Genomic DNA, 23685 nt, shown 5'->3' on the forward strand with positions numbered 1-23685 from the left:
GATTTCTGAGCGATGCATCATGGACCGGATTGACGCAATGAAGGTGTTCGTCGCGACGCTCGACGAAGGCAGCCTGGCCGGCGCGAGCCGCCGGCTCGGCCGTTCGCCTGCCGCCGTGAGCCGCGCCATTGCGTTCCTCGAAGCGCACGTCGGCTCGCCGCTCCTGCATCGCACCACGCGCACCATCAAGCTCAGCGAAGCCGGCGAACGTTATGCGGCCGCCTGCCGGCGCATCCTGACCGATCTGGAGGAAGCCGACCTGCTGGTAGCGGGCGAACGTTCCGCGCCGCGCGGCCTGCTGAATGTCACGGCGCCCGTTGCCGCCGGCCAGGACCTGCTGCGCCCGATCCTCGACGAGTTCATCGATGCGTATCCCGCCGTCTCTGTGCGCCTGCACATGCTCGACCGGCCCGTCAGTCTCATCGACGAAGGCATCGACGTCGCGCTGCGCATCGCGCATCTGCCCGATTCGACGCTGGTGGCGATACCCGTCGGCGAAGTGCGGCGCGTCGTGGCGGCAGCACCGCGCTATCTGACGAAGCATCCGCGCATCCGCGAACCTGCGGACCTCGCGGAACATCAGATCATTTCGATGACGCACTTCGGCCTCGACTCGTGGAGCTTTCCGCCGTCGGAAGGCTCGACCGTGCCGCAAGTCGTCAACTTCTCGCCGCGCCTGATCGTCAACAGCATCGACGCGGCTGCCGCCTCCGCCGTCGAGGGACGCGGCGTCACGCGCATGTTTTCCTATCACATCGCGCAGCAGGTGAAGGACGGGCAACTGCGGATCGTCCTGCGCGACAGCGAGCACGCGCCCTTGCCCGTTCATCTCCTGACACCGCACGGCCGGCTTTCGGTGCCGAAAGTGCGCGCCTTCGTCGATTTCGCCACGCCGCGCCTGCGCCGCCAATTCAAGCAGCTCCAGCGCGCGACGGACCGCGATTAAACCGGACTGCGGAAGAATGTCTGCCGTCGCGCGTGGATTCTCTCGGTAGTCGACTCAATCTAGACTTGCTCCATCGAGATCGGGCCTGAATGGCCCAATGAGTTCAAGGAGCAATTCATGGGTGCCGAACAGAAAGTCGTGATCGTCACGGGCGCGTCGCAAGGTATCGGCGCAGGGCTGGTGAAGGCGTATCGCGACCGCAACTTCCGCGTCGTCGCAACGTCCCGTTCGATTCGTCCCAGCGACGATCCGGATATCGCCACCGTGCAGGGCAATATCGCCGATGCCGAGACCGCACGGCGCGTAATCGCACTCGCACTCGAACGCTTCGGCCGGATCGACACGCTGGTCAACAACGCGGGCATCTTCATCGCCAAGCCCTTCGACGCGTACACGCCCGAAGACTACGACGCCGTCATGTCGACCAACGTGAACGGCTTCTTTCACATCACGCAGCGCGCGCTGACGGAAATGAGCCGCAAGCGCAGCGGGCACATCGTGAACATCACGGCAAGCCTCGTCGACCGCCCGCGTGCCGGGTTGCCCGCCGCCATGGCCGCATTGACCAAAGGCGGTCTGAATGCGGTGACGAAATCGCTCGCTATCGAATACGCGCCGCTCGGCATTCGCGTCAACGCGGTCGCGCCCGGTGTCATCAAAACGCCGCTGCATCCGCAGGAACGACACGAAGCACTAGCCCGCTTTCATCCGCTTGGACATCTGGGCGAGGTCGCGGATATCGCCGAGGCCGTGCTTTATCTGGAATCGGCAGGTTTCGTGACGGGCGAGATTCTGCACGTGGACGGCGGCAGCAACGTCGGCTCCTGATAACGCAGCACGCAGACGTGAAGGAAGCACGGAGTCAACCATGCAGCACACAGCTATTGAAGTATCGGCACCGCCTGTCTTCAACATCACACGCGGCACGGTCGCGGGGGCGAGCGCGAGCCTCGTCGGCATCGGGCTCGCACGCTTCGCGTACACGCCGCTGCTTCCCGCCATCATCGACGCGCACTGGTTCGCGGCATCGACCGCTGCCTATCTCGGCGCGGCGAATCTGGGCGGTTACCTGGCAGGCGCGTTGCTGGGCGGCTACCTCGCGAAGCGCGCCAATGCAGCGACGGTGCTGCGCGCGATGATGTTGCTGGCGACGATCGCATTCGTCGCTTGCGCGTTCCCGCTGTCGTTCGTGTGGTTCTTCGTATGGCGCTTCGCGTCTGGCCTTGCAGGCGGCGCGTTGATGGTGCTGGCCGCACCGACTGTGCTCGCACACGTGCCGCCATCGCGCCGCGGCCTCGTGAGCGGAGCGATTTTCGCGGGCATCGGCCTGGGCATCGCCGCATCGGGCACAGTCGTGCCGCTGTTGCTGCGCGAAGGCGTGACGCAGACGTGGCTCGGACTTGGCGCGATCGCGCTGCTGCTGACACTCGCCGCATGGAATGGCTGGCCGAAGCAGGATGCGCCTGTGCCCACGGCACACAGGCATCACGCAACGCATTCGAAACCAGGCGGCTTCACCCTGCGCGCGCTCTATGCAGAGTACGCGCTCAACGCAGTCGGGCTCGTGCCGCACATGCTATTTCTCGTCGACTTCGTATCGCGCGGGCTCGGCAAGGGACTCGATACAGGCGCGCAATACTGGGTGCTGTTCGGCCTCGGTGCGATTGCGGGTCCGCTGCTGAGCGGACATCTCGCCGACCGCGCGGGTTTCGGACCCGCACTGCGCGCCGCATTCGTGATCCAGATCGTCGCCATCGCGTTGCCGCTGATCGGCACGGGCCCCGTACCGCTGATCGCCTCCAGCGTGTTGATGGGCGCCGCCGTGCCGGGTGTCGTGCCGCTCGCGCTCGGCCGCGTCAATGAACTGCTCGCGCATCATCCCGCCGCGCAAAAAGGCGCGTGGAGCACGGCCACCACGGCATTCGCGGTGTTACAGGCGGGCGCCGCGTATGGCATGTCGTTCCTCTTCACGCAGAACGGCGGCAATTACACGATGTTGTTCATGATCGGCGCGGCGGCGCTCGCACTCGCGCTCGCCGTCGACCTGTTCGCGGCGCTGCGCGGCGACCCGGAAAGGGTTTGAGATACCTGCAACGTTTCATCGAAGGATAGATAGCATGAACCAGCCCACGACCTCCGTTTCGCTGCGCAACGCACCGGATGTCCCGACTTTCAGTTACACGGAGCGCAATCAGCAGTACTGGATGCGCAATCTGTTCGTCTGCGTGTTCGGTTCGTTCACGACGCTCGTCAGCCTGAGCATGCTGCTGCCGTTTCTGCCGCTCTACGTGAAGCAACTTGGCGTGACATCGCAGGCCGATGTGATCCAGTGGTCGGGCGTCGCGTTCGGTGCGACCTTCCTCGGCACGGCCGTCACGGCGCCGCTGTGGGGCCGTCTCGCCGACCGTTACGGACGCAAGCCGATGCTGATCCGCGCGGCTGTCGGCATGGCCGTGGTGATGTCGCTGATCGGGGTTGCGCACAACGTCTATGAACTCGTCGGGCTGCGTCTGGTTGCGGGTCTGGTCGGCGGCTATGCGTCAGCGTCGACCGTCATGGTCGGTACACAGGCGCCGCGCGAACGCGCGGGCTGGGCGCTGGGCCTGCTGTCGACGGGCGCGCTTGCGGGCGCCCTCGTCGGCCCGCTGATCGGCGGCCTGCTGCCGGGCTGGATCGGCATACGCGGCACGTTCTTCGCGGGCGGCGCGGTGATCGCCGTCGCCGCGCTGCTGACGATCTTCGTCGTTCAGGAAGACTTCCAGCCCGCCACCGATACCAGCCGCAAAGCCGCCCACGCCGCAGCCGACGCGAATGCGCCGCGCACCCGTTACGCCGTGATCGGCGCACTGCTCGCAACGGCGATGATGGTATTGCTCGCCAACATGTCGATCGAACCCATCATCACGGTCTATGTGGGCAGCCTGGGCGTCGCGCCGGATCATCTGGCTCGCATTGCCGGTGTCGTGATGGCGTGCTCGGCGTTCGGCAGCATGTTCACGGCCGCGCGCCTCGGCGCACTCGCGGACCGGATCGGCGGTTGGAACGTGATCATCGGTTGCCTCGTCGTGACGGGCCTCGTGATGATTCCGCAAGCGTTCGTCCAGCAATGGTGGCAGTTGGCCGCGTTGCGCGCGCTGATGGGCATGTCGCTCGCCGGTCTCTTGCCGGCAATCGCGAAGCTCGCACGCCATGCCGTCGATGAAAGCCGCACGGGACAGATGCTCGGCTATCTGCAATCGGCGCAGTTCAGCGGCCAGGTGCTCGGCCCGGTGATCGGCGGCGAGATCGCCGTGCATCTCGGCATGCACTCCGTGTTCTTCGCGACGGGCTCGCTGCTGGTGGTATGCGCGGGCTTCGCGCAGTGGGCGCGCGAGCGGTGATGCGCGTGATCGTTTCCTGATTGCCTTCTGATCGCCTTGCGCTTGCGCGATGGTATGCACGTTTGTGCGTATACTCACTCGAAGAGCAATTTCGCGGCACATCGCAGTCATTCAGGAGCGAAGGTCATGTTCATTGCAATGAACCGGTTCAAGGTGGCGCTGGGTTCGGAAGGCGCATTCGAGGAGGTGTGGACGACGCGGGACACGCATCTGAAGGATGTGCCGGGCTTCGTCGAGTTTCATCTGCTGAAGGGTCCGCAGCGCGAGGATCACGTGCTGTATTCGAGTCACACGGTGTGGGCGGATCGCGCGGCGTTCGAGGCATGGACGCAATCCGAGGCGTTTCGCGCCGCGCATCGGAATGCGGGCGGTGAGACGCGCGCGCTCTATCTCGGCCATCCGGAATTCGAAGGATTCGAGGTGCTTCAGACGGTGAAGTGATCGGCGAGGCGCGTCATGCACGCTCATCACACATCGCTCGACATTCCGGACGCGCCCGTCTTGCGTGTGCAAGGCGATCGTCATACGTTCGGCAATACCGCGATCGAACTGAACTGGATCATCGCGGACAGTGCGCTATGCAGCGTTTGCGTGGTCGATCCTGTGCATGGGCGCATGCTGCAGGTCGATGCGCCGTTCGTTCTCATGCTAGCGGATGGCAGCATGTTTGGCGCGGCCGAGTTGCGGCTCGTCGCGCCATTGCGCGAGGAAACGCTGTCTGCGGATATCGACGCGCTGCGTCAAGCCGAACGCCATGCAGGCCGGCGCGTAGTCGCGACGCTCAGTGACGGCGAGCGCCGCCTGCGTGTCGAATGGTGCGTCGAGCAGCGCGAGGGGGCGCCTTATCTACGCCAGCACCTGTCCGTCACTGCACTGCTGCGCGACGAGCACGTTACATCCATTGCGCTGCTACGGACTCACGCGCCGTCTGCCTGGAAAGCCGGCGACCTCGCAGCAGTACCTGTCGTCGACGGCAATGTCTATGTCGGCTTCGAGCTTCCGATGGCGGAAAGCGAAGTGCGCGACGGCATGGCCTGCTTCACCGTCACGCGCACACTGCCGCTCGAAAAAGGCAAGACGCTCGCGTATTCCGCTGTTGCAGGCGTGTTTCGCGAAGGCCAGTTGCGCCGCGATTTCGCAGCCTACATAGAGCGTGAACGGGCGCGGCCCTATCGTCCTTTCCTGCACTACAACTCCTGGTACGACATCGGTTTCCTCACGACCTACACGCAGGATCAGGCCATCGACCGCATTCACACGATAGGCCACGAACTGCATGACAAGCGCGGCGTGCCACTCGATTCCTTCCTGTTCGACGACGGATGGGATGATTACAGCGGTAGCTGGACGTTCAGCGATGCGTTTCCCGATAGCTTCATACCGTTGAAAGAGGCAGCGGCACGCTATGGCGCAGCACCCGGCGTGTGGCTGTCGCCGTGGGGCGGCTATGGACCTCCTCGAACGGAGCGCGTGACACGCGGCCGCGCGGCAGGTTACGAAACGGCCGGCGACGGCTTCGCGCTTTCAGGTCCAACGTACTATCGCCGCTTTCACGAAGTCGCGTTGGATCTGCTCACGAAACACGGCGTCAATCATTTCAAGCTCGACGGCACGGGCAACGCGAATAGGGTCGTCGCCGGCAGCCGCTTCAACAGCGATTGGGATGCAGCAATAGATCTCATCGACGACATGCGCCGCGCAAAGCGCGATGTATTCGTCAATCTGTCTACGGGCACGCAAGCGTCACCCTTCTGGCTGCGCTATGTCGACTCGATCTGGCGCGACGGCGCGGACTACGGTTTCGCCGGTAAAGGCAGCGAGCGCGAACGCTGGATCACGTATCGGGACGCGCAAACGTATCGCAATGTCGTGTGTCGAAGCCCGCTGTTTCCGCTCAATTCGCTGATGCTTCACGGCATCATTTATGCGCAGGCCAACACGCAACTCAACAGCGATCCCTCGCAAGCATTTGCGCACGAAGTGCATTCATACTTTGGCAGCGGGACGCAGTTGCAGGAACTGTACGTCACGCCGTCGTTGCTGCATGCACGCGACTGGGATGCGCTCGCCGATGCTGCCCGCTGGGCGCGCGCTCATGCCGACGTTCTGCGCGATTGCCACTGGATCGGCGGCGCGCCGGATGAACTCGAGGTTTACGGCTGGGCTGCGTGGACGCCGTCCAAAGCGATCGTGACGCTGCGCAATCCGGATGATCTTGCGAAAGACTTCGTGCTCGATCTGCGAACACATCTCGAACTGCCGGATGGTATCGAAGGTCAGTTCAGCACGCGGTTTCCGTTTATCGAAGGCGATGTGAACGTTGCAACACGATGGGACGCGGAACGCCCGCAAGCCATACACCTCGATCCGTTTCAAGTGCTGACGCTCGAACTGTCGCCCGTCTAACGGCTACGCTACGAAAGAGACGACGCGAGACTCACAGGCTTCGCCTCGGTCTGGTGCAAATCGAAGATCAATACGGTGTTGTCACCTGGCTTCAACCATGGTGCCGGGCAATAGAGCCGCATCTGCGGGCCGATATGCCAGTATCGCCCGAGATTGCGCCCATTGACCCACACGATGCCTTTGGTCCATTCGCTCATGTCCAGATAGACATCACCGACGGCATCGATCGGCAGCGTCGCCACGAAGAACATGCCCGGCTTGTTCGGCCTGGAACAGACGGGCCGCAAGCTCTCGATGAACGAAGCATCCATTGGCAAAAGCACGACTTCCCAGCCGTCTGGAATCTCGCTCGCGCCAGACGCGTCATGAATGACGACGGGATCGACTATGCCCTTGCGATCGATCATCGAATGCCCGTAATTCACCCGGCCCATGCCTTCGACGAGTATCTCCAGCACAGCCGCCTCTTGCTGACGGGACGATGCATCAGGCAATGCGACCGGCCGGCGACGCATTATTTTCCGTGGCGAAGCCAGATCCTCCTGTACACGCGCGCGCGACACTGCACCCGCGTACTGATCGCCGACGAAAACGGTCGCGTAATCGTGAACATCCCCAATGTCCAGCGCACCGCCCGCATAGCGCGCCAGTTTCTTCCGATACAGCACGAAGCCGAATGCCTGGCCATACATCTCGAAAGGCTGCGGCTGCATCGTGTCCGCGAGCGGAAGCGCAGCGGGAAGATTGTCCCAGAGGGACGCATACCGTCGCGGCATCAATCGGCGAACGCCGTTCGAATCCATCGCGGGAATCGTTGCGATGGGCGCGGGCACATCGGGCAACGGCGTCGAAAGATATCGCGCGATGATGCTGCGGTACGCCATGTAACGCGCGGTCGCCACGCCCTGCTCGCTGATCGGCGCGGCGTAGTCGTAACTCGTGATGTCGGGCTGATATTCGTCCGAGTCCACGTCTACGTTCGCGCCCGCGTAAAAGCCGAAGCTCGTGCCGCCATGAATCACGTAAAGATTGAACGACTGGTTCTTGCGCATCAACTCATCGAGCGTGGCGGACAGATCGACGGATGTGCCCTGGAATACGCTGTCGCCCCAATGCGTGAGCCACCCCGGATAGACCTCGCCCGCCATGGCCGGCACGGAAGGAAAGACCTTGCGCACCGCGTCGATCTGCGCCGCGTTGCCGTTGCTCAACGCGATCGCGCCATCCGCAACATACGAGAGGTTCTGTTGCAGCTGCACGAGGCCGTCTTCCGTATAGAACGGTCCGTGGATGCCGCCGCGAATCCACAACTGCCTGAGTTCCTCCAGATAAGCCGGATTGCTGTCGAACGAACCGAACTCGTTCTCGATCTGGATCATCAGGATCGGGCCACCGTTCTCCGCCATCAACGGCCGCACGCGAGGAACGAGTTCGTCGATGTAACGCTCGACAGCGCGCATATAACGCGCGTCGCTCGCGTAATCCGTGCGTAGGCGGATATCCGGGTGTTTCAGCAGATACGACGGAATGCCACCCAGATCCCATTCGGCGCATACGTAGGGTCCCGGCCTGAATAGCACCCACATGTTCTCCGCCTGGCAAAGGCGGATGAAGCCTTCGATGTCGCGATTGTCGCTCTGGAAGTCGAATGCGCCCTCGCGCATCTCGTGATAATTCCACATCACGTATAGCGCGATGGTGTTCATCCCCATCGCCTTTGCCATCTGAATGCGGTGCAGCCAGTACTCGACGGGAATGCGCGCGGGATGCAATTCGCCGCTGCGGATCTGAAACGGCTTGCCGTTCAGCAGGAAGCCGTCGCCGTTCGGGGCGAAGCTGAACACATGCGGACCGTTTGGTCCGTCAGCACCCGGACTTTGCGTCGTTGTGAGCTTCGTCATGTGCGCGGCTGCTCCTGTCTTCAGTAGCGGTTACCCACGACTAATAATCCAAACCCTACTCATGCGATGTTTTATGCCCGATGCGTAATATTGCGCCATTCTTCCGCGCTATTACATTGCCTTTCGTATCGGGAAAAAATTTCTGATCGCCATTATGCTATAACCGGAAGTGAGCCAAATTAGCGATCACTCTGATCTCAAACGCGATATGGCATATTACTATGTCGAACCCGAAGTAGCGGGCGGCCTTGGAAAGCACACCGTGCTGGATTCAAGCGTCCATCCGCCAGCCATTACTAAACTGCATTACCGGATTATCAATTGGCTAGGCGATGCGCTGCTGGAAAGTTTTCCCGCCCTCATCGTCACGCGCGAAGCTGCAAGCGCGCTGAATGAAGCCAACGCGAGCGGCTATGAGTGCCGCGAACTCGAATTGACGGTCAGCGACTCGTTTAGAGAAATCTATCCGGAGCGTAGATTGCCGGAGTTTCTCTGGCTATCGGTGACAGGCGTGGCAGGACACAACGACCTCGGCATTGCCCACGATTCGCGACTCGTGGTGTCCGAACGCGTACTCGATATGCTGAAGGCATTCGGGCTGAATCACGCCATCGTCGAGAATTACTGAAGCGGTCGGCAGACCGCTAAAAAGTCCACCAGGAGTCCACTAAAGGCCAGCTTAAGGCCCGCTAAAGGCCCGCTAAAGGCCCGCTAAAAAACCAAAAGCCCGTCGTACTGACGGGCCCCCGGTTGCCTTTTTTGGAAAACAACGAAGTCAGGTTTTCTTTAGAAGCGATACCCGACCGATACAAATGAAACAATAGGATCGACGTGAATCTTCGACGTGCTCGTCACTGTGCCGACTGCCGCCGAATGCGTGGTCAGTGTTGCGCGCGTCGACAGCCACATATACGACAGCGAGACACCCGCTGACCAGTGTTTGTCGAAGTTATACGTGAAGCCTGCGTTGATGACGGGCGCGAACGAACTGCTCAGTTTCGCCGTCGTCTGACCTTCCAGCGCCGTGCCGTACGTCGACGAGTAGAGGAATGCGCCGCTCGACATCGCCGAACTGAGCTTCACGCCGCTATACCAGACATACGCCGCGCCCGCGCCGAGATACGGACGGAAATGGCTTTGCGCGTCGTTGAAATAGTATTTCAGCAACAGCGTCGGGCTCCATTCATACGCCTTGCCCAACTCGCCGAGCCCCGAGAGGGTGCCCGTTCCCGACAGCGTGAACTTCGGCGGCACGCCGAACACACCTTCGACTGCGATGTGATCGGTGACGAAATACGTCGCCGTGAAGCCGATCGTATCGGCGCCGTCGATATCCGCGCCCGAGCCGCTCGCAGTCGTCGTCGTGCCGGCCGCGGTGATGCTGAAAGGCTGGCTCGACACCTGCGGCGCCAGATGAAACCAGCCGACGTTCGCAACGAAACTGCCCGCGCTCTGTGCATGCGCGGCCGTGCCCGTCAACAGCGCGGCCGCAATGGCAATGGCCCGGTATGGCCTCATCGTCTCCTCCATTGTTGTGTGGGTCTGGAGGCGATTCTATGCGCACGACCGTTCGAATCGATACGATAAGTCTGGTGAATGGGCTCTGGAATTTGGTAAGGATTGACTGCGCCGCGTAATCCCTTCAGCCCGCCAGCTCGCGATGCAGCGCCAGATATTCCTGTGTGAGTTTGTGCTTCGGATCGAGATGGATCACGGGCTTGGCATGCTGATGCGACTCGCGGATCTTCACGGACGACGACAGTCGCGAACCGAGCACGGGCAGCCCTTCGCTCACCAGTTCGTCGACCAGCTGCTGAGGCAGGCTCGCGCGCGGCTGGAACTGGTTGATCACGATCCCTTCGACATGCAGCGCATCGTTGTGGTCCTGCTGGATCTCTTTCACGTTGTCGAGCAGCGTGTAGAGCGCACGCCGCGAGAAGTCGTCGCAGTCGAACGGAATCAGACAGCGTTCGACTGCGATCAGCGCGGAGCGCGTGTAGAAATTCAACGCGGGCGGCGTATCGATGTAGATCGCGTCGTACATGTCCAGTTCATTGAGCGCATCGCGCAGCTTGTAGATCTTGTAGCGCGATTCGAGCTTGCCGTGCAGCGTATCGAGATCCGGGTGCGCGGGCATGATGTCGAGATTCTCGAATGGCGTCGCATGGATGAACGACGTCACGTCGATCGGCTTGAAGCTGAACGTCAACGCGGTTTCGAAGAAACCCGCCACGTTGGGATGCACATCACTGGCCTGCGAGCCCAGCAGATACTGGCTCGAATTGCCTTGCGCATCCAGATCGATGACGAGTGTACGCAAGCCCTCGCTGGCGCTGATGGCCGCCAGATTGCACACGATGGTCGATTTGCCGACACCACCTTTCTGATTGAATACGACGCGCCGCATGTGTCCCCTCTTCCCTGTCGATCTGCCTGAAAAACCAGCAGCATACATCAGCCACATTACCGGCCGAAGCACGCCGGACAGCACGGGCGTGACCTGCCTCGTAGGAGACGATTTCATCGGCTAGAATCGTTTCACGTGCATACCGGCCGCACGGCCTCCGCGCGCGCCGCGCGGGCATTCACCATGCTGCGTGCTGTTGGTGCACAACTTCATGTGGAGGTCACGATGAAAGCAGACGAAAAGGCTGACGTACGCGCCTTCGTGCAAACGGCCGAACAGGCGGGCGACTATGTGTGGGTGATCGCACTCGTCGATTTCGGCGCACGCGAAGTAAAACGCACGATCGTTTCCGACGAAACATACAAGAACCGCGCGGCCGCAAAAGACGCAGGCGAAGCACGCCTGAAAGCACTCGAAGAAGACCGTCACGCGCACGCATAGCCTCATTGCCGGTTTCCCTCCGCCACAGCGGAGATAGACAAGTCCCGACGACCTGCTCGAAGCCGGCAGCGGCTTCGACGGTTCGTCGAATCGCGGATTCATCAGATTCACGACGAGTGACGGGCATCGGGCATGTCGCTGATTACGTTATGCATTCGCATCGCGCTCGCGGCCTATGTGGTCGCGCTGGTCGCGCTTTACTTCATGCAGGACCGCATGCTGCTGCCCGCGTCGCTCGACGCCGCCGGTCCGCCGACAGGCCATCATGCCGGCTACGACGTCAAGCCGTGGCGAGCCAATGGCGAATATGCGGGGTATCTCGTCACGCCTGACACCGCGCAGCCGCGCGGCACGTTCATGGTCTTCCACGGCAATGCGGAAACGGCGGAAAACAAGTTGCCGCTCGCTGAGATCTTCGTGCACGACGGTTATCGCGTCGTCGTGGTCGAGTATCCGGGGCAAGGAAGCCGTCAAGGCAAGCGCACGATGCTGGCGGCGCTGGCCGCATCGCGGGACGCACTAGGTGCGGTGCATGCGCAATGGCCCGGACGTGTTTATCTCGTGGGCGAATCGCTGGGCGCCGGGATGGCTGCGCAAGCCATCAAAGGCAATGAAGCCACCGTGGCAGGCGTCGCGCTCATCACGCCATGGGACTCGCTCGCGAGCGTCGCCTCGACGCATTACCCGATATTCCCCGTGCGCTGGATGCTGCACGATCCATTCGATTCCGTCGCCGCGCTCGCCCACTATGACGGGCCGCTCGTCGTGATCGGCGCGCAGCAGGACACGCTGATTCCCATCAGCCATGCGCAACGGCTGGCGGGCACGCATCCCGGCGCGCATCTGATGTTGTTGCCCGACGCGAATCACGAAGACTGGTTCGGCGCGATGAACGACGCGCACTGGCATCAGGTGCTTCGCTGGATGCGGGCGGACTGAGCGGCTGTAGCGGCTTGTCAGACGCCCCACGCGGCGCACACGCGCTCGCGGATATCCTCGAGACGCGCAACGGGCTCGTTGGCGAACACGAAGCGCAGATAACGTTGCGCTTGCGGCCCCCAGCCGTTCATCGGCGTCGCGGCGACTTCGCCTTTGTCCAGCAGCAGACGCGACGCATCGGGCGGCGCAAAGCCGAATTGCGAGGTGTCGATCAGCAGCGACCATCCGCCGTCGGGCCGCACCAGCGGCAGATCGCACAGTGCATGGAGCAGAAAATCGCGCCGCGCCTGCCACTCGGCAACACACTGTGCAACGCCATCGTCGGCTGATGTGAGCGCGGCAGTCGCACCCGGCATGCCAATGCCTACCTGGCAGACCACGTTCGACAGACTCACCAGCCTCACGTCGTTCATGATGCGTGCAGGGCCGACGATCCAGCCGACACGCCAGCCGATCATCCGGTATTCCTTCGACACGGAGCCGACCGTGAACGTGCGCGCTCGCATGTCCGGCAGCGAAGCAGGATGAATCGCGCGGCGCCCGTCGAACAGGATGCGCTCCATGGCCGCGTCGTAGACGAGCCATGCATCCGCGCGGCGGCATTGATCGGCGATCGCATTCCATTCCGTTGCATTCGCGACGAAACCGCTCGGCATCGACGGCGACATGATGAGGAAGGCTCGCGTACGCGGGCTCACTGCGCTTGCGAGAGAATCGATGTCGAGCCGCCAGCCGTCGGCGGCGGGCATGAGGCGCGCGAACTTCGGCACGCCGCCCGCCAGCAGCACGCGATTGATGAGGCCCGCGTAGGTGGGATCGGTGAGTACGACTTCATCGCCGGGATCGAGGATCGACAGCAACACGTTGAGGATGCCCGCGAGCCCCCCGGCGGAGACGATGCACTCGCTGCTCGCGTCGTAGTCGAAGCCCGTCGACTGCTTCATTCGCGCGACGACCGCCTCGCGCAATGCGGTCTGCCCCGTGAACGGCAGATAGCTGTTGGCGTCGTCATCGTCGACGGCATCGTGCGTGCGCCGGATCGCTTCGGCGGGTGGCCTCAGGTCGGTGTCGAGGTTCTCGAGCCGCAGGATGTTGCGATTCTTCGTCGCGTCGGCGGCATCGCCCATTCTGTCGACGCCGATGCCCGGGATATTGCGCAATCGGGAGACTGTCACGTTGCCCTCCTCGCATGAACCGATCCGCTTGCGGAAGCCGCGGACATGCGAGGCATCATACTATTGCGCAGCGACCATCGTCCCGTGCGTTGCGAGTGCTACTCGCCCCGCCGCGTCACCAGTTCGTTGCGGATCAGCGCATGCAGATCGTCGGCGCTCGGTTGCGTGCCCCAACGGCTCGCGCCCGCGACCGATGCGATCGCGAACCACGAGTGCGGCGGAAACCACTCCTGCACCATCACGCCGTCCTGTCTCAGGCAAAGCTGCCCCGTCAGTTCGCTGTATTCGGCGGACATCGACCTGCCGTTCGCCTGCACCGTCACGCACGTGCCCTTCGACGACGGCTGTTCCTCGACGTGCACGGTCACGTCTTCATCGAGCGGTTGTTCATAGGCTTCCGTCATGATGTGCAGCGCCCCACACGCGCAGTTCGACTGAAACGGCCATGCATCGTCAATGCGATTCTTGCTTTCATCAGGCACTCCCAGCGTCGTATCTTGGGAATCACTCTATGCAAATCGCAAAGCGAAGATGTGTGCGTGTGTAAGCAAACGTGAATTCGACAGCGTGATTCACGGTGTGGCGGCGGAAAAGTGTAACGCCGGCATTTAATTCCCTTTATACGTGTGCATCGTTACAACACCAGCGCCGCTTAGGGTTCGCGTATACGTGATGAAAACATGTGCATTTCAATCGTCTATCACATCATCGCAATGGCGCTTTAATACTCGATCGCGGGCTTTTCATGCATACCAGTCGCGGCGGCGCTGTCACAGCGGGGTAACAGGTTTGGGAATATCGTGTTGCCCGGAATCACGCTTCCTTCCCGTTCCTTTCCAGCATCGACGCGCCCGCGCCGTTGCGTATCCGTGCGTCGTCTGCCGTCCACCACGAGAACAAACGACATGTCGAACAAGAACACCCCCGATACAACGCCCGTCGAAGCCGACGACGCTCAATCCACCACGAACACGCAGTCGGCCACCTTCTCGCGCCGAGGCTTTCTCAAGCTCGCGGGCGCTTCCGGCTTCGCCACGGCGGCTGGCACCTTCGCAGGCACAGCCAAAGCCGATCCGTCGACACCCGACGGCACGCCCGAGCAGGTGCATCTGACGTGGGGCGAAGATCCCACGAATGAAGTGGTGGTGTCGTGGGGCTCGGCGGCGGCCGCCGCGAATCCGCGCGTGCGCTTCGGCGCGAGCGGCGACCGGAAGGAAACGGTCCACGCAGTGCAGCGCACGTACACGGACGGACTGAACGGTGAAGTGGTGTTCACGTATCACGCGCGGCTTCACGGCCTGAAACCCGCGACGACATATCAATACGACGTCACGGCCGACAACGACAGCAACATGGGCGCGCCGTTCTCTGCATCGTTCACGACCGCGCCGCGCGGCCGCACGGCGTTTCGCTTCACGAGCTACGGCGATCTCGCGACGCCCAATACCAACTGGGTGCTGTCGTCGCCGCAAAGCCGATTCGCGGTACAAGCCGTCGAACGTTTCCAGCCGCTCTTTCACCTGCTGAACGGCGACCTCTGTTACGCGAACCTGAACCCGACGCAACAGCCGGCCGTGTGGCGCGATTTCGGCAACAACGCGCAGACGTCGGCGGCGAATCGTCCGTGGATGCCGTGCCCCGGCAATCACGAAATCGAATTCAACAACGGCGCGCAAGGCTTCGATTCGTATCTGACGCGCTATACGCTGCCGCAAAACGGCACGCGTTTTCCGGGCCGCTGGTACAGCTTCCGCGTGAGTTCCGTACTGTTCATCTCGCTCGATGCGGACGATGTCGTGTATCAGGATGCAGCCGCGTTCGTCGCGGGCCCTGCGCCGCTCGTGCCCGCTGCGAGCACCGGCCATCCTTCCATCCCGCCGGGCACGTCGCTCTACGTGCGCGGCTACAGCGACGGCGAGCAGACGCGCTGGCTCGAAAAGACGCTGCGCCATGCGCAGGACGATGACGACATCGACTGGATCGTCGTACAGATGCATCAGGACGCGCTGACGTCATCCAAGACGGGCAACGGCTCCGACAAGGGCATCCGCGAAGCGTGGCTGCCGCTGTTCGACCGCTATGGCGTCGACCTCGTGCTGTGCGGTCACGATCATGACTACGAGCGCAGCTATCCCGTGCGCGGCTGCAACCACCACGCGGGCATCGACGCAACCACGGGCGAGAAGGTCGACACGCTGCAACCAAAGCCTGTTGTGCATTCGCACGCGAGCAACGGCAACACGTTCGATACGAGCCACGGCACGATCCATCTGATTCTCGGCGGTGGCGGCACGAGCGCGCCGCTCGACGTGTATGGCGTCGACACGGGCAATGGCAATCCGCAGGCCAAGGTGTTCACGAAGCCCAATCGCCCGATTCCTGGCACCACAGCGGGCACGTTCACGCGCGCCGGCGCGGATGCGCTAGAAGATGCGATCTGGTCGGCGCAGCGCGATACGGGCACGGGCTACGGCATCGCCGTGTTCGACTACGATCCGGGCTCGCACGGCGGCAAGACGTCGATCACGATGAACTACTATCACGCGCCCGGCGCCGATACGACGCCGACGGGCACGTATGAACTGTTCGAGACCATCACGCTGTCGAAGCATCGACGCGGTTGATCGTCACACACGTTGCGCCGTGTGCATCATGCGCGGCGCAACGCGCACGCAGGCTTCACCCCTTCAATGATGCCGCGAGCTTCGCGAAGGTAGTCTCGTCCGTGCGATCGAAATAGAGCGGCGTCACCGACACGCGCCCCGATGCGACCACGGCCGTTTCGCTGTCGGGCGCATTCTCGCGCGGACCGCGCTGGAATCGCAGCCAGTGATATTCGAGCCCGCGCGGATCGACATGCGGCAACACGTCGATGCCTTCCACGAGACCCACGCCCTGCTTCGTCGGCGTCAGCGGTCCCGCAGCCGATGCATCGATATCGGGGAAATTCACGTTCAGGCACACGGGCGCGTCGTGCTCGATGGCGAGCAACTCACGAATCACGCCGGGCGCGAGCGCACGCGCCGTGTCCCAGCGGACGTTCTCGCGGTCGCGGAAGGTCTGACTCAGGGCGATCGACGGCAGGCCCAGCAGCAGCCCCGTCATGGCCGCGCCGACCGTGCCGGAGAACATGGTCTCGACACCGAGGTTGCCGCCGCGATTGATGCCGGACAGCACGAGCGTCGGCGGCGCGTCGCGCATCAGATGACGCACGGCCATCACGACGCAATCGCCCGGCGTACCCACGACGCCGAATCGGCGCTCGCCCTGGCGGCTCACGCGCAGCGGCGAATGCAGGCTGATGGAATGCGACGTGCCGCTCTGATCGTGTTCGGGCGCGACGACCCACACTTCGTCGGCGAGTTCGGCGGCGACGGCTTCGAGTACGGCGAGACCGGGCGCGTCGATGCCGTCGTCGTTGGTCAACAGGACGCGCGGGACTTTGCTGGAAAAGGTGGACATGATGTGCGATAAGCGTAGCGGACGGATGCCGCTACGCTACCACACCGCGAATGTTTCGCTTGTCCTTGCAGGCACGCAAGCGCCCGTCGTCACCGATACCGGACACGACGGACGCTGCGCGTTACATCAGAAGCGGTGGATGATGCCGAGGCCGAACGCGAACTGGGTGCCCGACGACGACGGCGTCGTATTGAAGCCATCGCCGATCGTCGCGGTCGCGTCGATGATCTGACTCGAGCCGTTCGTGCCGAGCGTCTTGCCGTTTGCGCGCTGATAGGCTTCGAGCGCATACAGGCCGGTCCGCTTGGACAGCGAGTAGTACTGCGAGAGATTGAACTGCTGATACGTCGCGCTATCCTTGATGCCGTTCGCCTGCGTGGCACGCGTGTAGCTGTAGCCTGCAGCGAAATCCCACACCGTTACCGGCTTCCAGTGCAGCACGAGACCACCCGTATTGAAGATCGCCGTGTCCGTGAACTTCGAATTGATACCGGGGATGTACTGGACATTCGAGTATGTCGCCGTGATGTCCCACGCGCTGTTGAAGGTATAGCCGCCGCCCACTGCGAAGCGCTGTTGCGCACGCGCGGTCTGGTAGCCGTTCGTCAGCGCGGATACGCCGATCTGCGAGCCGCCGTTCGACGTCGTCGAATCCGAGCCCCACGTACCGCCGCCCGAGGTCGAGTTGTTGATGCGCGAGAAGCCGACTGCGAGGCCGATCGGACCCATCGCGTACTGGACAGCCGTCGTCCACGTCGAGCCCTGGCTGACGCTGCCTGCCACGCCGGCGAGCGAATACGAACCGCTCACGGTCAGGCCGTACATCTTCGGCGACGTGTATTCGAGCGTGTTGTTCGCGCGGTAGATCGTGTCCAGACCGTCGATATCGCCAGGGTGCGCACCATAGAAGCCCGTGATCCACGTAGTCGGGCTATACGGCGACAGCAGCTGGTAATACGAAGCGTACTGACGGCCTGCCGTGAACGTACCGTAGGTCGGGTTCGTCACGCCGACATACGCAAGGCGGCCGAACAGCGCGTTGGTGTACTGAGCCGCGCCCGTCGCTGAATTCAAGCCCGATTCGAGCTGGAAGATCGCCCGCGTACCGCCGCCGAGATCTTCACCGCCCTTCAAGCCGAAGCGGCTGCCTGCCCACACGCCCGGCGTCATCTTGACGACCGAGTGTCCGCCGCTCGTCGAGCCGAGCGACGTCGAACTGCTCTGGTAAGCAAGCCCGTTATCGACGATGCCGTACAGCGTGACGCTGCTTTGCGCGAATGCCGGCACGCTGCCGACGAGCGCAGCCCCGATGACGACTGCCTTTGCGCTGCTGGTACTCCTCTTCATTCTTCTGACCTCCATCTTCCTGGTTTTACTGCTGTTTGGATTCTTTTGTTTGATCGAGCGTCACGTTCCGCATCCGCTCGATCCGATCGCGACATATCAGTCGCGCATATCACGCATCGGCAACAGGGCTCGATATGAAGCGCAACGCAAACCGGTTCATCACGATCGCGAAGGCAGCGATCACGGCGGGCACGGCGAGCACTGAAAACACGGCCGCGAAACTGAAGCCCAGCGAGAGCAATGCGCCGCCGACGAGCGAACCCAGAATGCCGCCGAGCCGGCCGAAGCCCAGCATCCAGCTGACGCCTGTCGCGCGGGCACGCGTCGGGTAGCAGCTCGGCGCGAGCGCGTTGAGACCCGTTTGCGCGCCGCTCATGAAGAAGCCCGCACAAGCGACGAGCACGGGCAGCATGCCGGACGTGAGCGTGCCCATGCCGAGCGCGAAGATGAAAACGCCGCCGAACAGATAGGCCGCGCCGATCACCGCATTGCGATCCATCCGGTCCATCGCGAAGCCGACTGCCACCGCGCCGAACGTGCCGCCCAGCTGGAACATGCCCGTGATCGCGGCAGCGCGTTCGACGGGAAGGCCGGCGTCCTTGATGAGCGTCGGCAGCCAGCCCGTGAGCAGATAGATGATCAGCAGGCCCATGAAATACGTGACCCACAGCATCAGCGTGCTCATTGCGTAGCCATCTGCGAACAACATACGCACGGGCGCCTTCGCTGCAACGACAGGCTCCGGTGCGGTGAAGCGCACGTCTTCGTCGAACCGGTGACCACAGACGCGTCCGAGCGTGCGCGCGATGCGCTGGGCGACCACCTTGCGCACCAGCATCAGACGCGCGGACTCCGGCAGCAGCCAGATCAGCAGCGGCACGCTGAGGATGGGCAGAATGCCGCCGAACAGGAACACGGCACGCCAACCCAGATGCGGAATCAGCCACGCAGCGGCGAAGCCGCCCGCACCCGAGCCGAAGTTGAAGCCCGTGAACATGATCGTCAGCAGCAGCGAGCGGCTGCGCGACGGCACGTACTCGGACAGCAGCGTCGTCGAGTTCGGCATCGCAGCGCCGAGACCGAGGCCCGTGAGGAAGCGCAGAATGACAAGCGACGTGGGCGTCTCTGCAAACGCGCACAGCAGACTGAAAAAGCCAAAGCAGAACACGGAGCCGATCAACACCTTCTTGCGTCCGATGCGATCCGCCATCGGGCCCGCGACCAGCGCGCCTACGGCAAGGCCCACCATTGCAGCGCTCATCACGGGGCCGAACGCGGCGCGGCTCACGCTCCAGTCATGCATGATGACGGGCGCGACAAAACCCATCACGGCCGTGTCGAGTCCGTCCATCGTGACGATCCAGAAGCACAGGAAAAGCACGAGCCACTGGTACGCCGACATCTTCCGCGCGTCGATGAACGCCTTGATGTCGACTGATTCTGCGGGTTGCATGGATGTCTCCGGAAAATAGATACCCCGCCCCGTGTTTCTGCCGAACCCGGGGTCTTGTTGTGTCGAAGAGAAAAGCGACTAAAGGACAGTTAGCGGCTTCGCGCGCAGCAATCGAAGAGGACGCTTCTGGCGTGGTCGTCGTCGAACATTTCCGTGTCTTCCGTTACTTCGTGTTGCGCAGCGCTCGCACGCCGAATGGATCGGCCGCTCGTCGATGTGAGCCTTGGACTTGCGGCTATCTTGGGATACAACGATATAGACGCCGCACGCTTTCGAGGTAGTGCGGGTAAACCACATGCAACCCCGGATAGATTCAGTAAGACAGGGCTCTGGAGGGATTGGCAACGGATCTTGCCCACGCTGCTTCCCAGACGGATCAAGCACTTTGGTATCCCGTCACCGCGTTCGACGCGACTGTTCCCGAACTCGCAGACTTAGGCGCCGATAAACAGAACAGATGGCAAGCGAGCCAAGTCGCAATCGCCTGTATAAGCGTTGTGATGGCGACGCGAGCACCGCTATACTGACCAGCCAATGAGTAGAAACATATGAACGAGACAACACAGCAAGCGATTGTGCAAACGCTGCGCGAGAAGATCCTGTCGGGCGAGCTGGCGCCCGGCCAGCGCCTCGTCGAAGCACAGCTCGCGCAATGGCTCGGCGTGTCGCGCACGCCGCTGCGCTACGCATTGAGCGTGCTGGCGGGCGAAGCCCTGCTCGAACGTTCGGGCGCGCGTGGTTATGTCGTGCGACGCTTCGGTGTACGCGACGTATTGAACGCGATCGACGTACGCGGCGTACTGGAAGGTCTCGCGGCACGCACGGTCGCGGAGAGCGGCGTGTCCGCTGCGCTTGCTGCGTCGCTGAATGCGTGTCTGCGCGAAGGCGATGACATCTTCAATGCAGGCGCGTTGAAGGAAGGCGACGACGTGCGCTACGCGGAGATGAACGGCCGCTTCCATGCGCTGATCGTCGAAGCCGCGCAGAACGCCGCGATCAGCGCTGCGTTGAGCCTCAACGACAAGATCCCGTTCGTTGCACCATCGACGATCGCCTTCGACGTATCCGCGCGGGAACGTCAGTACGCAATGCTCAATTACGCGCACCGTCAGCATCATGCGATCGTCGGCGCGCTCGTCAACGGCGAAGGCGCGCGCGTCGAAGCACTGATGAAGGAACATACGCATATATCGAAGGAAAGCCTCAATCTGTCGTTGCCCGCGCTGCATCTGATCGCGGGCGCGGCATGACGCCGACACTGTCGATTCCGGCAATCCGCATTTCCTAACGGGCTATTCCGTGAGCAGCAAAGACTTTCTCAACATCGCGCAGTTGCGCGCCTTCAAACTCGTCGCCGATACGGGCAGCGCGACGCGCGCGGCGTCCGCGCTGTTTCGCGCTCAGTCGGCCGTCACGCGTTCCGTTCAGGAACTCGAAGCCGCCCTCGGCGAACCGCTCTTCGATCGCAAGCCTTCCGGCATGCTGCCGACACCCGTCGGCCGCGCCGTGCTGCATCGCTGCGAGCGGCTCTTCGCGGAACTCGAAGAACTCGCGCAATGGTGCGCCGCGCGTCAGGCGCGTCGACGTCCCGCAGCGGAAGGTTCATTGCCCGCCTATCTGCTCAACACGCGTCGCCTGCAATTGTTCACCGCGCTCGCGCGCCATCGGCATATGCCTAGCGCGGCGAAAGCGTTCGGCATCAGTCAGCCCGCCGTGAGCACCGCGATTCGCGTGCTCGAAAGCGGTTCGGGACTGCAACTGTTTCATCGCAGTCCGCGCGGCATTCTGTTGACGACGGAAGGTGAGACATTTCTGCTACACGTGCGGCGCGCGCTGAACGAACTGCGTCACGTACCCGACGATATCGCCGCATTGCATGGCTATATTCAGGGCGCGGTGACGGTGGGTGCGCTGCCGCTCGGCCGCACGCTGATTCTGCCCAAAGCGATCGCGAGCATGAGCGCGAAGCATCCTGGCGTGCGCATCATCACCGACGAAAGCGCGTACGAAACGCTGGTTGCAGGGCTGCGTGCCGGTGATATCGATTTCATTCTCGGCGCGTTGCGCGAGAACGACGCGTCGAGTGGCCTGATGAACGAGCGGCTGATGTCGGAAGATATGGTCGTGCTCGCGCGCCGCTCGCATCCGCTCGCGAACGAGCGCGGCCTGACGGTTGCCGACCTGCAGGACGTGCAATGGATCGTGCCGCGCAGTCATGCACCCGCGCGCGGCCTGTTCGAAGCGCAATTCAAACGAGTCAAACTCAGGCCGCCGATGCCGTCGGTCGAAACCGCCGACCTCGCAGTGATACGCGGCCTGCTGCTCGGCACGGACATGCTGGCGGCATTGTCCGCGCAGCAGTTGCACTATGAATGTCAGTCAGGAGAACTGGTCGTGCTCGATGTGAAGCTGCACAACACGCGGCGCGATATCGGCCTGACGCTGCGCGCGGCGGGCACGCCGTCGCCCGCTGCGCGCGCGCTGATCGACGCGATACGTCTTGCCGTCGTCGACGTCGCGCGCACGATCAGCATCGCGGCAGCGTAGTTCAACCGCTGTTCAGATCATTCAACGTCGCGCGCGCGAAAAGCGGCACCAGCTATGGTGATCGAGATTCTTCAGCAACTCCGCGCGCAACCGCTCGCGACGGTAGTGCTGCACCATCGACAGCAACGCAATCAACAGCACGGATCCTCCAAGCGCTACACCAATCCATGTTTCGTTCATTGCCATCCCCTGTAGCAACTGCACCTGCGGCAACGCGCGAGGTTTTCATAGCGGACACTGGCCGGACTTCGGACAATTGATCGCATGCATGCACTGCTCGAAAACCAGTTCCCGGAAGCGGCCCGCATCGCGATCCGCAGGCGTTCGCGGCCCAAAAGTCCGGTTCACGACGACGACCTGATTCGTGCACCGGCATTGATAAAGCTGTTGTTTTGTCTCCACCACTTCTTCCTTGTCGGGCCTTGACTCCGTCTTCCTGACGGCATGAGCGAGCCCTTGTTATTGTCGATACAAGATCAATTCATCAGTTCATGTGCTGGCCGCCGTTCACGGCCAGGTTCGCACCCGTGATGAAGCCTGCATCGTCCGAGCACAGAAACGCAACAAGCGCCGCCACTTCTTCCGGCTTGCCAAGACGGCCGGCGGGAATCTGCGGCAGGATTTTCGAATCGAGGATGTCCTGCGGAATCGCCGTCACCATCTTCGTCGCAAGGTAGCCGGGCGAAATCGTGTTGACGGTCACGCCCTTGCGCGCCACTTCAAGCGCAAGCGACTTCGTGAAGCCGTGCATGCCCGCTTTCGCCGCCGCATAGTTGGTCTGCCCGACCGATCCTTTCGAGCCGTTCACCGACGAGATATTGATGACACGTCCCCAACCGCGCTCGACCATCATTTCGCAGACGGGCTTCGTCATGTTGAAAATGGAATCGAGATTCGTGCGCATGACGGCATCCCAGTTCACCTTGTCGAGCTTGCGCAGCGTCATGTCGCGCGTGATGCCGGCATTGTTCACGAGGATGTCGATGGGACCGATCTCCGCCGTGATCTTCGCGATGCATGCGTGACATGAGTCGTAGTCGGCGACATCGACGTGATACGCATAGAAGGCACGGCCCGCCGCTTCCATCGAAGCAAGCCATTCGTCGCTACACGTGTTGCCGGGCGAACACGTCACGACCACGCGGTAGCCCGCATCGTGCAAGCGAATACTGATGGCCTCGCCAAGACCGCCCATGCCGCCCGTTACCACAGCAATTCGATTAGTCATCCTTTACACCTATCAGACGTTCAATGCGAAACTTCCCGATGCTCAACCGGCTG

The 23685-nt window shown here is 62.4% G+C and carries 23 protein-coding genes; 13 read left to right on the forward strand and 10 right to left on the reverse strand.

What is annotated here, in order from left to right; genetic code table 11:
- The first annotated feature begins 19 nt into the window (after positions 1-19).
- The 6 genes from G3N95_RS09020 (at position 20) to G3N95_RS09045 (ending at position 6732) form a co-directional block, all read left to right on the forward strand.
- Positions 20-946, forward strand: a complete 927-nt coding sequence (locus G3N95_RS09020) for a LysR family transcriptional regulator (RefSeq protein ID WP_205969648.1) — start codon at positions 20-22, stop codon at positions 944-946.
- Positions 947-1063: 117 nt separating this feature from the next.
- Complete coding sequence (locus G3N95_RS09025; protein WP_205969649.1) at positions 1064-1774, forward strand: SDR family oxidoreductase; 711 nt, start codon at positions 1064-1066, stop codon at positions 1772-1774.
- Positions 1775-1814: 40 nt separating this feature from the next.
- A complete protein-coding gene (locus G3N95_RS09030) occupies positions 1815-3029 on the forward strand; it encodes a YbfB/YjiJ family MFS transporter (protein WP_205969650.1) in 1215 nt (404 codons plus the stop codon).
- 34 nt (positions 3030-3063) lie between these two features.
- On the forward strand, positions 3064-4326 hold the full coding sequence (locus tag G3N95_RS09035; protein ID WP_205969651.1) for an MFS transporter: 1263 nt from the start codon (positions 3064-3066) through the stop codon (positions 4324-4326).
- Positions 4327-4452: 126 nt separating this feature from the next.
- Positions 4453-4767 carry an antibiotic biosynthesis monooxygenase gene (locus tag G3N95_RS09040; protein ID WP_205969652.1) on the forward strand — a complete coding sequence of 105 codons (315 nt, stop codon included), beginning with the start codon at positions 4453-4455 and terminating at the stop codon, positions 4765-4767.
- Positions 4768-4782: 15 nt separating this feature from the next.
- Positions 4783-6732, forward strand: coding sequence for an enterotoxin (locus G3N95_RS09045; RefSeq protein WP_205969653.1), 1950 nt, complete (start codon positions 4783-4785; stop codon positions 6730-6732).
- Positions 6733-6740: 8 nt separating this feature from the next.
- Here the strand turns inward: G3N95_RS09045 and G3N95_RS09050 are convergent, their stop codons facing one another.
- Positions 6741-8633 (reverse strand): beta-galactosidase, encoded by a 1893-nt coding sequence (locus tag G3N95_RS09050; protein WP_205969654.1) that lies wholly within the window; start codon positions 8631-8633, stop codon positions 6741-6743.
- Between the two features lie 208 nt (positions 8634-8841).
- On the opposite strand from G3N95_RS09050, the gene G3N95_RS09055 reads away from it, so the two are divergent.
- On the forward strand, positions 8842-9261 hold the full coding sequence (locus tag G3N95_RS09055; RefSeq protein ID WP_205969655.1) for a hypothetical protein: 420 nt from the start codon (positions 8842-8844) through the stop codon (positions 9259-9261).
- Between the two features lie 158 nt (positions 9262-9419).
- Here G3N95_RS09055 and G3N95_RS09060 read toward each other — a convergent pair whose 3' ends face one another.
- Together G3N95_RS09060 and G3N95_RS09065 are read right to left on the reverse strand one after the other, a co-directional pair.
- Positions 9420-10151, reverse strand: a complete 732-nt coding sequence (locus G3N95_RS09060) for an OmpW family outer membrane protein (RefSeq protein WP_205969656.1) — start codon at positions 10149-10151, stop codon at positions 9420-9422.
- Between the two features lie 124 nt (positions 10152-10275).
- Complete coding sequence (locus G3N95_RS09065) at positions 10276-11040, reverse strand: ParA family protein (protein ID WP_205969657.1); 765 nt, start codon at positions 11038-11040, stop codon at positions 10276-10278.
- 225 nt (positions 11041-11265) lie between these two features.
- Between G3N95_RS09065 and G3N95_RS09070 the strand changes: the two genes are divergently transcribed.
- Positions 11266-11481 (forward strand): hypothetical protein, encoded by a 216-nt coding sequence (locus G3N95_RS09070; RefSeq protein ID WP_028368844.1) that lies wholly within the window; start codon positions 11266-11268, stop codon positions 11479-11481.
- 132 nt (positions 11482-11613) lie between these two features.
- Positions 11614-12420 carry an alpha/beta hydrolase gene (locus G3N95_RS09075; RefSeq protein ID WP_205969658.1) on the forward strand — a complete coding sequence of 269 codons (807 nt, stop codon included), beginning with the start codon at positions 11614-11616 and terminating at the stop codon, positions 12418-12420.
- Between the two features lie 17 nt (positions 12421-12437).
- Here the strand turns inward: G3N95_RS09075 and G3N95_RS09080 are convergent, their stop codons facing one another.
- Positions 12438-13595 (reverse strand): pyridoxal phosphate-dependent aminotransferase, encoded by a 1158-nt coding sequence (locus tag G3N95_RS09080; protein WP_205969659.1) that lies wholly within the window; start codon positions 13593-13595, stop codon positions 12438-12440.
- 98 nt (positions 13596-13693) lie between these two features.
- Positions 13694-13999, reverse strand: a complete 306-nt coding sequence (locus G3N95_RS09085; RefSeq protein WP_205969660.1) for a hypothetical protein — start codon at positions 13997-13999, stop codon at positions 13694-13696.
- A 501-nt stretch (positions 14000-14500) separates the two neighbouring features.
- Between G3N95_RS09085 and G3N95_RS09090 the strand changes: the two genes are divergently transcribed.
- Positions 14501-16219, forward strand: a complete 1719-nt coding sequence (locus G3N95_RS09090; protein ID WP_205969661.1) for a metallophosphoesterase family protein — start codon at positions 14501-14503, stop codon at positions 16217-16219.
- Positions 16220-16274: 55 nt separating this feature from the next.
- Here the strand turns inward: G3N95_RS09090 and surE are convergent, their stop codons facing one another.
- From surE to G3N95_RS09105, 3 genes are all read right to left on the reverse strand, one after another.
- Entirely contained in the window at positions 16275-17057 is a 783-nt protein-coding gene (surE, locus tag G3N95_RS09095; protein WP_205969662.1) for a 5'/3'-nucleotidase SurE, read from the reverse strand.
- 126 nt (positions 17058-17183) lie between these two features.
- Positions 17184-18404 (reverse strand): porin, encoded by a 1221-nt coding sequence (locus tag G3N95_RS09100; RefSeq protein WP_205969663.1) that lies wholly within the window; start codon positions 18402-18404, stop codon positions 17184-17186.
- A gap of 109 nt (positions 18405-18513) precedes the next feature.
- The gene (locus tag G3N95_RS09105) at positions 18514-19857 is read right to left on the reverse strand and encodes an MFS transporter (protein ID WP_205969664.1); all 1344 of its coding nucleotides are present in this window, start codon (positions 19855-19857) and stop codon (positions 18514-18516) included.
- A 548-nt stretch (positions 19858-20405) separates the two neighbouring features.
- Here G3N95_RS09105 and G3N95_RS09110 point away from each other — a divergent pair.
- Together G3N95_RS09110 and G3N95_RS09115 are read left to right on the forward strand one after the other, a co-directional pair.
- Complete coding sequence (locus G3N95_RS09110; protein ID WP_205969665.1) at positions 20406-21107, forward strand: GntR family transcriptional regulator; 702 nt, start codon at positions 20406-20408, stop codon at positions 21105-21107.
- A gap of 49 nt (positions 21108-21156) precedes the next feature.
- A complete protein-coding gene (locus tag G3N95_RS09115) occupies positions 21157-22404 on the forward strand; it encodes a LysR family transcriptional regulator (protein WP_205969666.1) in 1248 nt (415 codons plus the stop codon).
- Between the two features lie 21 nt (positions 22405-22425).
- Here the strand turns inward: G3N95_RS09115 and G3N95_RS09120 are convergent, their stop codons facing one another.
- Complete coding sequence (locus G3N95_RS09120; RefSeq protein WP_167538900.1) at positions 22426-22584, reverse strand: hypothetical protein; 159 nt, start codon at positions 22582-22584, stop codon at positions 22426-22428.
- 84 nt (positions 22585-22668) lie between these two features.
- Between G3N95_RS09120 and G3N95_RS09125 the strand changes: the two genes are divergently transcribed.
- Positions 22669-22830 (forward strand): hypothetical protein, encoded by a 162-nt coding sequence (locus G3N95_RS09125; protein WP_205969667.1) that lies wholly within the window; start codon positions 22669-22671, stop codon positions 22828-22830.
- Between the two features lie 58 nt (positions 22831-22888).
- Here the strand turns inward: G3N95_RS09125 and phbB are convergent, their stop codons facing one another.
- A complete protein-coding gene (gene phbB, locus G3N95_RS09130; RefSeq protein WP_205969668.1) occupies positions 22889-23632 on the reverse strand; it encodes an acetoacetyl-CoA reductase in 744 nt (247 codons plus the stop codon).
- Positions 23633-23685 lie beyond the last annotated feature (53 nt).

This window comes from Paraburkholderia sp. Tr-20389 (genome assembly GCF_017104565.1).
Taxonomy (GTDB): Bacteria; Pseudomonadota; Gammaproteobacteria; order Burkholderiales; family Burkholderiaceae; genus Paraburkholderia.

What these genes read in the sequence shown, in the direction of transcription:
- G3N95_RS09025 (WP_205969649.1), top strand. Translation starts at nt 1,064, where the DNA reads ATGGGTGCCGAACAGAAAGTCGTGATCGTCACGGGCGCGTCGCAAGGT.
- G3N95_RS09125 (WP_205969667.1), top strand. Translation starts at nt 22,669, where the DNA reads ATGCATGCACTGCTCGAAAACCAGTTCCCGGAAGCGGCCCGCATCGCG.
- G3N95_RS09065 (WP_205969657.1), bottom strand. Translation starts at nt 11,040, where the DNA reads ATGCGGCGCGTCGTATTCAATCAGAAAGGTGGTGTCGGCAAATCGACC.
- G3N95_RS09020 (WP_205969648.1), top strand. Translation starts at nt 20, where the DNA reads ATGGACCGGATTGACGCAATGAAGGTGTTCGTCGCGACGCTCGACGAA.
- G3N95_RS09045 (WP_205969653.1), top strand. Translation starts at nt 4,783, where the DNA reads ATGCACGCTCATCACACATCGCTCGACATTCCGGACGCGCCCGTCTTG.
- G3N95_RS09030 (WP_205969650.1), top strand. Translation starts at nt 1,815, where the DNA reads ATGCAGCACACAGCTATTGAAGTATCGGCACCGCCTGTCTTCAACATC.
- G3N95_RS09090 (WP_205969661.1), top strand. Translation starts at nt 14,501, where the DNA reads ATGTCGAACAAGAACACCCCCGATACAACGCCCGTCGAAGCCGACGAC.
- G3N95_RS09070 (WP_028368844.1), top strand. Translation starts at nt 11,266, where the DNA reads ATGAAAGCAGACGAAAAGGCTGACGTACGCGCCTTCGTGCAAACGGCC.
- G3N95_RS09085 (WP_205969660.1), bottom strand. Translation starts at nt 13,999, where the DNA reads ATGACGGAAGCCTATGAACAACCGCTCGATGAAGACGTGACCGTGCAC.
- G3N95_RS09055 (WP_205969655.1), top strand. Translation starts at nt 8,842, where the DNA reads ATGGCATATTACTATGTCGAACCCGAAGTAGCGGGCGGCCTTGGAAAG.
- phbB (WP_205969668.1), bottom strand. Translation starts at nt 23,632, where the DNA reads ATGACTAATCGAATTGCTGTGGTAACGGGCGGCATGGGCGGTCTTGGC.
- G3N95_RS09050 (WP_205969654.1), bottom strand. Translation starts at nt 8,633, where the DNA reads ATGACGAAGCTCACAACGACGCAAAGTCCGGGTGCTGACGGACCAAAC.
- G3N95_RS09120 (WP_167538900.1), bottom strand. Translation starts at nt 22,584, where the DNA reads ATGAACGAAACATGGATTGGTGTAGCGCTTGGAGGATCCGTGCTGTTG.
- G3N95_RS09060 (WP_205969656.1), bottom strand. Translation starts at nt 10,151, where the DNA reads ATGAGGCCATACCGGGCCATTGCCATTGCGGCCGCGCTGTTGACGGGC.
- surE (WP_205969662.1), bottom strand. Translation starts at nt 17,057, where the DNA reads ATGTCCACCTTTTCCAGCAAAGTCCCGCGCGTCCTGTTGACCAACGAC.
- G3N95_RS09100 (WP_205969663.1), bottom strand. Translation starts at nt 18,404, where the DNA reads ATGAAGAGGAGTACCAGCAGCGCAAAGGCAGTCGTCATCGGGGCTGCG.
- G3N95_RS09035 (WP_205969651.1), top strand. Translation starts at nt 3,064, where the DNA reads ATGAACCAGCCCACGACCTCCGTTTCGCTGCGCAACGCACCGGATGTC.
- G3N95_RS09075 (WP_205969658.1), top strand. Translation starts at nt 11,614, where the DNA reads ATGTCGCTGATTACGTTATGCATTCGCATCGCGCTCGCGGCCTATGTG.
- G3N95_RS09040 (WP_205969652.1), top strand. Translation starts at nt 4,453, where the DNA reads ATGTTCATTGCAATGAACCGGTTCAAGGTGGCGCTGGGTTCGGAAGGC.
- G3N95_RS09110 (WP_205969665.1), top strand. Translation starts at nt 20,406, where the DNA reads ATGAACGAGACAACACAGCAAGCGATTGTGCAAACGCTGCGCGAGAAG.
- G3N95_RS09105 (WP_205969664.1), bottom strand. Translation starts at nt 19,857, where the DNA reads ATGCAACCCGCAGAATCAGTCGACATCAAGGCGTTCATCGACGCGCGG.